The organism is Pseudoalteromonas sp. PA2MD11 (assembly GCF_017808125.1).
GTDB classification, from domain to species: Bacteria; Pseudomonadota; Gammaproteobacteria; order Enterobacterales; family Alteromonadaceae; genus Pseudoalteromonas; species Pseudoalteromonas simplex.
On sequence record NZ_JADKNF010000003.1, the window covers coordinates 61,176 to 73,542 of the forward strand.

14 protein-coding genes are annotated in these 12,367 nt (G+C 42.7%); 13 read left to right on the plus strand and 1 reads right to left on the minus strand.

What is annotated here, in order from left to right:
• The first annotated feature begins 18 nt into the window (after window positions 1-18).
• The 13 genes from flhF (at window position 19) to ISP07_RS05060 (ending at window position 12,040) form a co-directional block, all read left to right on the plus strand.
• Window positions 19-1,506, plus strand: coding sequence for a flagellar biosynthesis protein FlhF (flhF, locus tag ISP07_RS05000; protein ID WP_209327008.1), 1,488 nt, complete (start codon window positions 19-21; stop codon window positions 1,504-1,506).
• Entirely contained in the window at window positions 1,499-2,359 is an 861-nt protein-coding gene (locus tag ISP07_RS05005; protein ID WP_054553259.1) for a MinD/ParA family ATP-binding protein, read from the plus strand. Before flhF ends, ISP07_RS05005 begins: the two co-directional genes overlap by 8 nt.
• Before the next feature lie 26 nt (window positions 2,360-2,385).
• Entirely contained in the window at window positions 2,386-3,096 is a 711-nt protein-coding gene (locus ISP07_RS05010; protein WP_054553325.1) for an RNA polymerase sigma factor FliA, read from the plus strand.
• Window positions 3,097-3,136: 40 nt separating this feature from the next.
• Window positions 3,137-3,520, plus strand: a complete 384-nt coding sequence (gene cheY / locus ISP07_RS05015) for a chemotaxis response regulator CheY (protein WP_016708035.1) — start codon at window positions 3,137-3,139, stop codon at window positions 3,518-3,520.
• Between the two features lie 17 nt (window positions 3,521-3,537).
• Window positions 3,538-4,305, plus strand: coding sequence for a protein phosphatase CheZ (locus ISP07_RS05020; protein WP_138599034.1), 768 nt, complete (start codon window positions 3,538-3,540; stop codon window positions 4,303-4,305).
• 15 nt (window positions 4,306-4,320) lie between these two features.
• A complete protein-coding gene (locus ISP07_RS05025; protein WP_209327009.1) occupies window positions 4,321-6,612 on the plus strand; it encodes a chemotaxis protein CheA in 2,292 nt (763 codons plus the stop codon).
• A gap of 62 nt (window positions 6,613-6,674) precedes the next feature.
• Entirely contained in the window at window positions 6,675-7,835 is a 1,161-nt protein-coding gene (locus ISP07_RS05030; RefSeq protein WP_138618591.1) for a protein-glutamate methylesterase/protein-glutamine glutaminase, read from the plus strand.
• On the plus strand, window positions 7,828-8,592 hold the full coding sequence (locus ISP07_RS05035; protein WP_138599032.1) for a flagellar motor protein: 765 nt from the start codon (window positions 7,828-7,830) through the stop codon (window positions 8,590-8,592). The genes ISP07_RS05030 and ISP07_RS05035 overlap by 8 nt, the downstream gene beginning before the upstream one ends.
• A gap of 6 nt (window positions 8,593-8,598) precedes the next feature.
• A complete protein-coding gene (locus ISP07_RS05040; protein WP_209327010.1) occupies window positions 8,599-9,558 on the plus strand; it encodes a flagellar motor protein MotB in 960 nt (319 codons plus the stop codon).
• A gap of 11 nt (window positions 9,559-9,569) precedes the next feature.
• The gene (locus ISP07_RS05045; protein WP_054553253.1) at window positions 9,570-10,340 is read left to right on the plus strand and encodes a ParA family protein; all 771 of its coding nucleotides are present in this window, start codon (window positions 9,570-9,572) and stop codon (window positions 10,338-10,340) included.
• Window positions 10,341-10,342: 2 nt separating this feature from the next.
• Complete coding sequence (locus ISP07_RS05050; RefSeq protein WP_209327011.1) at window positions 10,343-11,101, plus strand: chemotaxis protein CheW; 759 nt, start codon at window positions 10,343-10,345, stop codon at window positions 11,099-11,101.
• A 21-nt stretch (window positions 11,102-11,122) separates the two neighbouring features.
• A complete protein-coding gene (locus ISP07_RS05055; RefSeq protein WP_054553251.1) occupies window positions 11,123-11,620 on the plus strand; it encodes a chemotaxis protein CheW in 498 nt (165 codons plus the stop codon).
• 15 nt (window positions 11,621-11,635) lie between these two features.
• Window positions 11,636-12,040, plus strand: a complete 405-nt coding sequence (locus ISP07_RS05060) for a DUF2802 domain-containing protein (protein ID WP_209327012.1) — start codon at window positions 11,636-11,638, stop codon at window positions 12,038-12,040.
• Window positions 12,041-12,057: 17 nt separating this feature from the next.
• Here ISP07_RS05060 and ISP07_RS05065 read toward each other — a convergent pair whose 3' ends face one another.
• Window positions 12,058-12,366, minus strand: a complete 309-nt coding sequence (locus tag ISP07_RS05065) for an EscU/YscU/HrcU family type III secretion system export apparatus switch protein (RefSeq protein ID WP_054553249.1) — start codon at window positions 12,364-12,366, stop codon at window positions 12,058-12,060.
• Between the last annotated feature and the right edge of the window lies 1 nt (window position 12,367).

Consider the following 12,367-nt stretch of genomic DNA (forward strand, 5'->3'; position numbering starts at 1 on the left):
TAGTAAAGGGGTTGAACCATGAAAATTAAACGTTTTTTTGCTAAAGATATGCGCACTGCACTGAAAGAAGTGAAAGATGAGTTAGGTGTTGATGCGGTTATTATGTCGAACAAAAAGCTTGCTAACGGCGTTGAAATCGTTGCAGCTGTTGATTACGACAAAGCAGCCCCGAAAGCCGAAGCTAAACCAGCAGTGGCACAATCAGCACCTGCTCCACAGCATAACTTTGTTAAACCTGAGCCAATGCGTGCTAAACCTGAGCCGCAAGCGAAAGTTGCTGATAGCTTACAAGCGTTACTTGAGCGTCAAGCCCCACGCCCTCGTTCGCCAGAGCTTGCGTCAATGTTTAGTCAATCTGGTATTGATACGAGTGAACACTATCAAGCAAAAGAGCCAAGCTTTGAGCAGCAACAGCAACAGCCACAATACAAGCAAGCTCCTCGTTATCAATCGCAGGCAGCACCTCGTGTACAAACTCAAGCTCATAGCCTAGGTTTTGATGACGATTTAGATTCAGGTTTTGATGATTTAGATTCACCCTCTGAGCATAAAAACTCAGCACCTGCGAATCAATCAGAAATGACGACTATGCGGGAAGAAATGAATGCGATTCGTCAATTACTTGAACACCAAGTATCTGGCTTAATGCAACAAGATATGGCTCGCCGCGATCCGACTCGTGCATGTATGATTGACCGCTTAGCGGGTTTGGGCATTGAACGTGATGTTGCTGAGCAAATGGCCTGTTTCATTCCTGACGATGTATCACGTCAACAAGCGTGGCAAGCACTTCTGCAAATGGTTGAAAACCAAATGCATACAACGAATAACGAAATCCTGCGTCAAGGTGGTGTATTCGCATTAGTGGGTCCAACAGGCGTTGGTAAAACAACCACAGTTGCAAAATTAGCTGCACTGGGTGCTCAAAAATATGGTGCAGATAAAGTAGCGTTGATCACCACTGATACATACAGAATTGGTGCCTACGAACAACTGGCTACTTATGGTCGTATTATTGGCTGTGGTGTTAAGCAGGTAAAAGATGCGAATGAATTAGCTGAAGTGTTATACCATTTACGTAATAAGCGTCTAGTATTAATAGACACAGCGGGTATGAGCCAACGTGATTTACGTTTAACTGAGCAGTTAAATACTCTGATGCGTAATCAGCGTGTTGATATTCGTAGTTATTTAGTGTTAAGTGCGACAGCACAGATAAATGTGTTGCAAGAAACCGTAAGACACTTTAAAAAGGTTCATCTAAGTGGCTGTATCTTCACTAAATTGGATGAATCTTTAAGTTTAGGTGAGATTATTAGTATAGCGATTCAAAATCGCCTGCCAATAGGGTATCTTACTAACGGTCAGCGTGTTCCTGAAGATATTCGCGTAGCGAATGCTGAAAAACTAGTGAAAAAAGCTGAACAATTGTATTTAAAACGAGCAAAAGCACAACATTCACGACGTCAAGCAGTAGCGTCGAACACAGTAGGGATGTATGATTAACACAGTATTAGATCAAGCAAGCGGCCTGCGCAAAATGAATCAAAATAATAATAGTGGCGTTAAAGTTATCGCTGTGACTGGCGGTAAAGGTGGAGTGGGTAAAACCAATGTTTCACTCAACACCGCAATCGCATTAGGGCAGCAAGGAAATCGTGTATTAGTACTAGATGCCGATTTAGGTTTGGCAAACTGTGACGTGATGCTTGGCCTTCGTGTTGAACGTAACTTATCTCATGTTTTGTCAGGCGAGTGTGAGCTTGACGAAATTCTCGTTGAAGGTCCTGCAGGTATAAAAATTGTACCTGCGACGTCTGGTTCGCAAAGCATGGTGGAATTAACACCATCTGAGCATGCAGGCCTTATCCGCGCTTTTAGCGAGTTAAACACTGAGTTTGATATTTTAATTGTCGATACCGCCGCAGGTATTTCTGACATGGTATTAAGCTTTTCTCGTGCAGCCCAAGATGTTGTTGTGGTTGTATGCGATGAACCTACCTCAATTACCGATGCTTATGCGCTTATAAAAGTGCTTAGCCGTGAGCATGGCGTATATAAATTTAAAATTGTTGCCAATATGGTGCGCAGTTTGCGTGAAGGGCAAGAATTATTTGCTAAACTTTCAAAAGTAACGGATCGCTTTTTAGACGTTTCAATGGAGTTGGTAGCTACCATTCCTTATGACGAGAACATGCGTAAATCTACGCGACGTCAAAAGGTGATTGTTGAATTATTTCCAAACTCACCAGCTGCGGTGGCGTTTAAAACATTAGCAACAAAAGCAGTTAAGTGGCCGATCCCTAATCAACCTTCTGGCCATTTAGAATTTTTCATTGAAAAACTAGTAAACGGCTAACTATGACAACATCGGTGAATAAAGCGATGGGATATCAATCAGCACAAAACTTAAATGCGATTGTTGAAAAACATGCCTCTTTAGTTAAAAAAGTGGCGTGCCATCTAATTGCTCGTTTACCTGCCAGTGTCCAACTCGATGATTTAATTCAATCAGGCATGATAGGCCTAATTGAAGCATCAAAAAACTTTGATGCTAGCAAAGGGGCTAGTTTCGAAACTTTCGCTGGAATTCGTATTCGTGGTGCGATGTTAGACGAAATTCGTAGAGGTGACTGGGCACCACGTTCTGTTCACCGAAATGCCCGTCTAGTGGCTGAAACCATAGCCGAATTAGAAAGCACGCTAAATCGTGAACCTAAAGATACAGAAGTCGCTGAAAAACTTGATATAACGCTCGATGAGTACCATCATATTCTACATGATGTAAATTCTAGTAAAGTATTAGGTATAGAGGACTTAGGCGTTGATGAAGACGTCATTACACCTGTAGGTCAGGATTTAGGACTAGACAAACCGTTTAATAACGTTAAAAATGAGCGGTTTAACCAGTCTCTATTAACGGCTATCCAATCGTTACCAGAAAGAGATGCACTTGTTTTGTCTTTGTACTACAACGACGAAATGAACTTAAAAGAAATAGGACACATACTCGATGTTAGTGAATCGCGTGTGAGTCAGATACATGGTCAGGCGATGATTAAGCTCAAAGCAAAAATCAATGACTGGATTAATTAGTAGTAAGTAAATATAGGTTCAAACCTCACCGGAGGATGTTTTGGATAAAAACATGAAAATTCTTGTTGTTGATGATTTTTCTACAATGAGACGTATCATTAAAAATCTATTAAGGGATTTAGGTTTTACCAATGTGCAGGAAGCTGACGATGGGTCAACAGCATTGCCAATGCTACAAAATCAAGAATTTGATTTTGTTGTAACAGATTGGAACATGCCAGGTATGCAAGGCATTGATTTGTTAAGAGCAATTCGTGCTGATGATAGCCTTAAGCATATTCCTGTATTAATGGTGACAGCTGAAGCGAAAAAAGAACAAATTGTTGCTGCTGCTCAAGCGGGTGTTAATGGCTATATCGTTAAACCATTCACTGCTGCGACACTTAAAACCAAATTGGAAAAAGTGTTTGAACGTTTAGGTTAATCTAAGGGGAGAGGCTTATGTCAGCACTAGCTGCGCCTCAAATAAGTTTAGAGCAAGCTCGTCAACTTGTTGAGTTTCTTGAAAATGGTGAACAAGAAAAAGCTGATCAGCTGATACTTGAAACAGCATCAAAAGAACAATCAGAGCTGTTTGCTGAAATCGGTAAACTGACGCGACAATTACATGAAGCGCTAAAAAACTTTGATCTAGATACTCGTCTTTCAGATTTAACTACCGATGCGATCCCAGACGCTAAGCAGCGCTTAAATTATGTTATGGAAATGACAGAAAGCGCCGCTAACAAAACCATGGATGCAGTTGAAGCTAGTTTACCTATAGCGCAACAACTTGCAGATGAAATAGCGACGATTAAACCCACGTGGGATCGTTTAATGAGCCGAGAAATTGAGCTCGGTGAGTTTAAAAAGCTATGTCATAGCTTAGATAATTTTATGAATAACTCGCATACTAAAACCGATGAGCTACAGGGCTTGATGACCAATGTGCTGATGGCACAGGACTATCAAGATTTGACGGGGCAAGTAATCCGTCGCGTCATTGAGTTAGTGCGAGAAGTAGAAGACAGTTTAATTAATCTCTTAACTGTGTTTGGCAGTCAAGAAGATGGTCATCAACAACAAGAAAAACAGGCCATAGAAAAAGCACCTGCAACAAGTGATACACTAGCAGGTCCAGAAGGGCCGATTATTGATAAAGACTCTCGTGATGATGTTGTCTCAGGACAAGATGAAGTCGATGATCTATTATCAAGCCTGGGCTTCTAAGAGGAGAGTAGCTGCATGAGCTTTGAAGTCGATGAAGATATTTTACAGGATTTCCTTGTTGAGGCAGGAGAAATCTTAGAGCTTTTGTCAGAGCAATTAGTTGAGCTTGAGAACAATCCCGAAGACAAAGATCTCTTAAACGCCATTTTTAGAGGCTTCCACACTGTCAAAGGCGGTGCAGGCTTTTTAAGCATGACTGAACTTGTTGATGCGTGTCACGGTGCAGAGAATGTTTTCGATTTATTACGCCAAGGTGTTCGCAGTGTCACTCCTGAGCTTATGGATGTTATTTTACAAGCTCTGGATACCATCAACGAAATGTTCGCAACGATTCAAAATCGTGAGCAACCAGAGCCTGCAGATCCTGCGCTTCTAGACGTTCTTCATAAATTAAGCCAACCACCTACAGCGGAAGAGCTTGCAGGTGAAGATGTATCAGTAGCAGACGATGTAGCAGTTGCACCTGAAGAACCTGCTGTTGAAGAGGCTGTTGTTGATGCACCTGAAGTAACAGCTAACACGGCAGCAGACAATATTGATGAAGATGATCCATTTGCGTTTGATATGTTGTTTGATGGCGGCGGTCTTGCTGATAGTAAGGCAGAACCACAGAATATTGATGAAATTACTGAAGATGAGTTTGAAAGCCTCCTCGATGAATTACATGGTAAAGGTCAAGGGCCAGCAGCGGCTGCTCCTGAAGCTATTAGCAGTGATAGTGATGATATCACCGATGATGAATTCGACAGTTTATTAGACGAATTACATGGTGTTGGTAATTTTGGTGAAGTAAAACAAGAAAATATAGCCAAACCTGAAACAGTAAAATCTGCACAACCAACTTCTCAAGCGCCAGCAGTAGATACTACAAGCAGTGACTCAGACGATGAAATTAGCGATGACGAGTTTGAGGCGTTGCTTGATGAATTACATGGTAAAGGTACAGCTCCACAGTCTTTAGAAACGGCTGCGCCAGAAAAAGCGCCTGAACCACCTAAAGCTGAACCTGCAAAACCGGCACAGCCTGCAGCATCAAAACCGGCACCTACTCCTAAGCCTGCCGCAGCTGCACCTAAACCGGCTCCAGCTCCTGCAAAAGCACCAGCAGCTTCTGCTGCACCGAAAAAAGCGCCACCACCACAAGCTGAAACAACGGTTCGTGTTGATACCAAGCGCTTAGACGAAATTATGAACATGGTGGGTGAGCTGGTATTAGTACGCAACCGTTTGGTTAGCCTTGCAAATAACAGTAACAGCGAATCAATGGGTAAAGCCATCTCTAATTTAGATGTGGTAACTGCAGACCTGCAAGGTGCGGTGATGAAAACCCGCATGCAGCCAATTAAGAAAGTATTTGGCCGCTTCCCACGCGTTGTGCGTGACTTAGCTCGCAGCTTGAAAAAAGACATTAACCTGCAGCTGGTTGGTGAAGAAACCGATTTAGATAAAAACTTAGTAGAAGCGCTTGCCGATCCGCTCGTGCATTTAGTTCGTAACTCGGTTGACCATGGTATTGAAATGCCAGATGTGCGTGAAGCCGCGGGTAAACCACGTACCGGTACAGTCACTCTTTCTGCTTCGCAAGAAGGCGATCATATCTTATTGACCATTCGTGATGATGGTGCAGGTATGGATGCTGAGAAGTTGAAAAAAATTGCTATCAGCAAAGGTGTGATTGATCACGACCAAGCAAGCCGCTTGTCGGATACCGAAGCTTACAACTTAATTTTTGCTCCGGGTTTCTCAACCAAAGAAGAGATATCTGATATTTCAGGCCGCGGCGTCGGCATGGATGTAGTAAAAACAAAAATCACCCAGTTAAATGGCTCTGTCAATATTCAGTCAGAGCTGGGTGTAGGTACTGTATTAGAAATCAAGGTGCCATTAACACTGGCTATTTTACCGACTCTTATGGTTATTGTTGGCGAGCAAACATTTGCTTTACCACTTGCTGGTGTGAGTGAAATTTTCCATCTTGATTTAACTAAAACTAATGTCGTTGATGGTCAACTGACAATAATTGTGCGTGAAAAAGCGATCCCGCTTTTCTATTTACAACATTGGTTAGTAAAAGGTGCCAACCGCCAAGAGCGTAAAGCTGAAGGTCACGTAGTTATTGTGCAAATCGGTACTAAACAAGTGGGCTTCGTGGTTGACTCGTTAATTGGCCAGGAAGAAGTTGTTATCAAACCTTTAGATGCCTTATTGCAAGGTACGCCAGGCATGGCTGGTGCGACAATTACTTCTGATGGTGGGATTGCATTGATCCTCGACGTACCTAGCATGCTTAAACACTACGTTGGCTAATAATAAATAATAAAGTGCAGCGTTTAACTGCACTTTAAGTGATATAAAACAAGAGAGTGCCAATGGCAGTCAAAGTATTAGTTGTTGATGATTCAAGCTTTTTTCGCCGCAGAGTCAGCGAAATTTTAGAGCAAGACAGCAATATTCAAGTAATTGGTTTTGCCGTAAACGGTCGTGAAGCGGTCGATAAAGCCCGTGAATTAAAACCTGATGTAATTACTATGGATGTTGAAATGCCGGTTCTTGATGGCATTAGTGCCGTGAAAGAAATAATGGCAGCAACACCGACTCCTATTTTAATGTTCTCATCACTCACCCGTGATGGCGCAACAGCAACCCTAGATGCATTGGATGCTGGGGCCCTTGATTTTTTACCGAAAAAGTTCGAAGACATTGCACGCAATAATGAAGATGCAATCGCGCTTTTACAAAATAAAGTAAAAGAAATTGGTCGCCGTCGCATTTCTCGTTTCTCGCGCCCAGCACCTATTTCGAGATCAACTCCGACTCCTACACTAAGAAGTAGTGGCGCTACAAGCAGTAGCGGTATTGTCCAGCCTGATCGCAGTTTTAGTCGTCCTGCTGCTGCAAGTTCGCCGGCTGCATCGTCATCGAATACGAGTAATATTCGCGCTTCGGGCAAGAAATATCAATTGGTTGCTATCGGTACATCAACCGGTGGACCTGTGGCACTGCAAACAATTTTGACTCAGCTGCCAGCTAATTTCCCACATCCTATTTTGCTTATTCAGCATATGCCAGCTGCGTTTACGCCAGCTTTTGCTGCAAGGCTAAATGGCTTATGCAAAATCAATGTGAAAGAAGCGCAAAATGGTGACCGTTTAGTGCCTGGCACCGCTTACTTAGCGCCAGGTGGCCAACAAATGCTAATAGAGGGGCGTGGTGGTTCTCGCACTCTGCGAGTATTTGAAGACGATAGTCCGCGTATTACTTACAAGCCGAGTGTTGATGTGACTTTTGCGAGTGCTGCAAAAACCTTCGGCGGTGATGTGCTAGCTGTAGTGTTAACGGGCATGGGCGCAGATGGCCGTGATGGTGCGCGTATGCTTAAGCAAGTCGGTGCGACTATTTGGGCGCAAGATGAAAAAACCAGTGTGGTGTATGGTATGCCACAAGCTGTTGCTAATGCCGGCTTGGCGAGTGAAAGCTTAGCGCTCGCAGATGTTGCGAATCGTTTAACGCGTGAGACTGGTTGTGGATAAACTGTCTTTCTTTGGCTTAATTGTCGCAGTAAGTGCCATCGCCTTTGGTTATGCATTAGAGGGCGGGGTTGTTTCTGCACTGTTTAATGGTCCTGCGCTTATCATCGTGCTTGGTGGTACGCTTGGGGCTGTCATGCTTCAGACCCCAGCAAGTGTTTTTACTAAAACACTTAAGATCAGTCATTGGGTGTTTTTTCCGCCGTATCACGATATTGATGCAGCTATCGAGCAAGTAAAGCGTTGGTCACATAAAGCACGTCAAGAAGGTTACTTAGCCCTTGAGTCGGAAGCGCTGTCGCACTCAGACCCGTATGCGGCAAAGGGCTTGAGTCTACTTGTTGATGGGATTGATGAGCAAAAGCTTAGAGATACGCTTGAAATTGATTTAATGCTTGAACGCGAACGCTTACTCGAGGTAAGTCGAGTTTATGAAGCTATGGGCGGTTATAGCCCTACAATCGGTATTTTAGGTGCAGTACTCGGTTTGATTCAGGCCATGCAATTTATAACGGATCCTGAAAAACTGGGTGCCGGTGTTGCTACAGCGTTTATTGCTACTATTTACGGTGTTGGTTTAGCGAATCTATTATTCTTGCCAATGGCGAATAAACTCAAGCAGCAAGTGGAACAAAAAATGCTGTATCATGAACTACTTGCTGAAGGCATTATTGCTATTTCGCAAGGTGAAAGCCCACTAAATATCGAACTAAAACTTGAGGCGTACCGTGTAGAGCGCCCAAGCTTAGTTGACGAGTAATTTATTATGATGCGCCGTCGTCAGCGTCATAACACGTCAAAAAACCAACATACTGAACGCTGGCTTGTCTCTTATGCCGATTATATGACCATCATGTTTGCTTTTTTTGTGGTCATGTATGCGATCGCAATTAGTAAAAATGAAGATTTTCAAATTCTCTCAGATTCACTAGAGCAGGTGTTTGAAAAATCAGCTCGTCAGCAACAACAGGTTGGCACTGGGGTTAACGGCACAGGCATACTAACTGACAGAGTCAGCCCTGAGAACGACATTCTATACGGTGAGAGCATTCGTAAAGATGAGCAAGGCCCTGAATTACTCGATGGGCAAAGCGAAACCAGCAATATTGAGAAAAAACATCTCGGCAAGCCTCTCGACAGCTTACTTACTAAATTACAGTCTGCGCTCATTGATGAAATTCGTGATGGCGAAGCAAGTTTAGAGCTTCATCAAGATTGGCTCATCATTGAATTAAGCTCTGGTATGTTGTTTTCATCGGGCAGTGCTGTTGCACAGCAGCGTGCAAAACAAGTTGTTAGTTTAGTGAAAGATATTATTGCACCAGTTGATAATTACATTCGTGTGCGTGGTTATACCGATAACGAAGGTATTCGTAATGAGATGTTTCGCTCTAACTGGGAGCTATCTGTAGCGAGGGCGACATCTGTCCTAGTTGAGCTTGAGAGTTTAGGTATTAACCCTGCGCGTATGGCTATTGAAGGTTACGGGCAATATTCACCTTTCGCAAGTAATGACACTGAGCAAGGACGCGCAGAAAACCGCAAAGTGGTTGTTGCGTTGTCTAAATATGGTTTACCACCACAAGAGCCAGAAAACGCAGAACAAGAGTCACAAAACCAACCGCAACAGACGACAGAAATTGAGTTGCCAAGCGATGATAACAGCATTAAAGTGATTCAATTACCACATGGTGGAATTAGGATTACCACGCGCAATGAACAATAATAAGGTGTGATGTGAAAGTTTGGACCGTAGCGAATCAAAAAGGTGGGGTAGGGAAAACAACAACAGCCGTTAGCCTTGCTGGTATTCTCGCTTTACAAGGAAAACGCGTGTTACTTATTGACACCGATCCGCATGCATCATTGACTTATTATTTTGGTATAGATTCAGAAGACTTAGAAGTCAGCGTGTATGATATTTTCGCGCGTGGTAACAGCATGGCCAGTGAAGAAATTTTGCAGGCTCTATGTCCATCAACACTTGAAAACCTAGATATCTTACCTGCGACGATGGCAATCGCGACGCTTGATAGAAGCATGGGCAATAAAAATGGCATGGGCTTAATACTAAAAAAAGCGCTTGCCAAAATTAGCGACCATTATGACTATGCAATTATTGATTGCCCGCCTGTTTTAGGTGTTTTGATGGTCAATGCTCTTGCAGCTAGTGAGCGAATTTTAGTACCAGTACAAACAGAATTTTTGGCCTTAAAAGGGCTTGATCGTATGATGCGTACGATGGAGCTGATGCAAACATCGCAAGCAAAACAGTACCAATATACAATTATTCCTACAATGTACGATAAACGTACTAAAGCATCACTTGAAGCTTACAAGACTCTGCAGGATAATTACAAAGATAAAGTATGGTCAGGCGTGGTTCCTGTCGATACAAAGTTTAGAGATGCTAGTTTAGCACAGCAAGTGCCGATTCAATTTTGCCCGCGTTCGCGTGGCGTTTTTGCCTATCGTGCCCTGCTTGATTACTTAGTTGCACAAGGTTAAAGATGAGTAAGCATTTATTTGCCAATGAAAAAGTGATGACCCAATATTTGGGCGCTTTGTTGTGTGAAGATGAGCCTACTGACCAAAATCTTGAGCCAGTCGCAAAGCTGCTGGAGCAGGTTAAAGAGCCTGAAACTAAGACAGAAGAAAAGCTGACAGACGTTCAGCCTACTCCAGAACCTGTTTTACCACCCCTAGAACCGACTAAAGAGCTTGAGAAAACCGAGAACCAAGCTAATATCAAAGATATAGTCGCAGAACCTAAAGCTGAACTGGTTGCAAAAACCTCGTCTGATCGTCAAGAAGACTATTTTGATGGTGAATTTCAGGCATTATTCTTTGAGGTTGCAGGGTTAACCCTTGCTGTACCGTTAAAAGCATTAGGGGGAATTCATCAGCTGGCAGAGGTTAACCAATTATTTGGTAAACCAAAATGGTTTAAAGGTGTCATGCTAAACCGTGAAGAAAAACTAAATGTTGTTGATACTGCACGTTGGGTTATGCCAGAAAAGTATGATGAAAAATTAGAACAATCATTAGATTATCAGTATTTAATCACCTTAGGTGACAGTCAATGGGGATTATTGGCTGAAAAGCTCGTAAATAATATTACGCTTCGTAAAGAAGATGTAAAATGGCGAGCAAAATCAGGTAAGCGGCCTTGGCTTGCAGGTGTTATCAAAGAGAAAATGTGCGCCTTGATTGACGTTGAAAATTTAAATCAATTGCTAGAGCAGGGCTTAGACAGCCGTGAGCAGTAACTATTTTTACGGAGTAATAGCATGAGTGAAGAAAGACTACTGTCAGCAAATAAAAACGCTGATAGCAACGATGAAGTGTTACAGTGGGTAACCTTTAAACTTGAAGAAGAAACGTACGGCATTAACGTAATGCAAGTACAAGAAGTACTTCGCTATACCGAAATTGCTCCTGTGCCAGGTGCGCCTTCTTATGTGTTAGGTATTATTAACTTACGTGGTAATGTTGTTACTGTGATCGACACGCGTGCACGTTTTGGTTTAATGGGTGCTGAGGTTACTGATAACTCTCGTATCGTTATCATTGAAGCTGAAAAGCAAGTGATTGGTATTTTAGTCGACAGTGTTGCTGAAGTGGTTTACCTACGTAGCTCTGAAATTGACAGTGCGCCAAATATTGGCACAGAAGAAAGTGCTAAGTTTATCCAAGGTGTATCTAACCGTGATGGTGAGTTACTGATCTTGGTTGATCTTAATAAATTATTAAATGACGATGAGTGGGACGAGCTAAGCGCACTATAAGCGTTTGGAAATTATATGCTGTTATACTCTTTGTTTGGTGCCTCAATCTTACTTGTATTAGTGTGTTTGGGGCTTATTTTTGTCAATAACAATAAGCAAGCGGCGGCGATTCAAGCCAAGCAAAAGCAGTTACAAGAAGCTCAACAGCAATTGAGTATTTTACGTAGCGAAGTGGCTGAAATGCGAGCAGGCATGCTAAGTATTGGCAAACGTGTTGTTGCTGTTGAAGAAAAAAATAAAGAGCTTGAACAGCTACAAGATGCACAAAAATATGATGATCCGAATGCGAAAATTTATTCGCGAGCGGTTAAAATGGTTGAGCTAGGCGCTGATTTAGAAGAAATAATTCGTGAATGCGAATTACCCAGAGCCGAAGCTGAGCTACTCATGTCACTTCATAAACAAAAAGGCGCCGAATAGGCGCTTTTTTATTTGAGCTAAGCTTTGATGTTGAGCTTACCTTGAAAGTCTTGCCAACCCGGTGGAAACTTACCACGCAATACGTACGAAAAAGCAATTAATTCGGCAATAACATAATAGAGCTCTTTCGGGATTTCTTCACCTAGCTCAAGATGCGATAAGGTTTGAGCTAAGTCCGCATCTTGGTGTATCAAAATGCCTTTTTGCTCAGCAAGTTTGACGATTTCTTCAGCCAATTCACCAAAGCCTTTACTGGTTACTCGTGGTGAGCTACCCGCTTCGTAGAGTAAGCCAATTGCTGATTTATGCACCGCTTGTTCACTCATA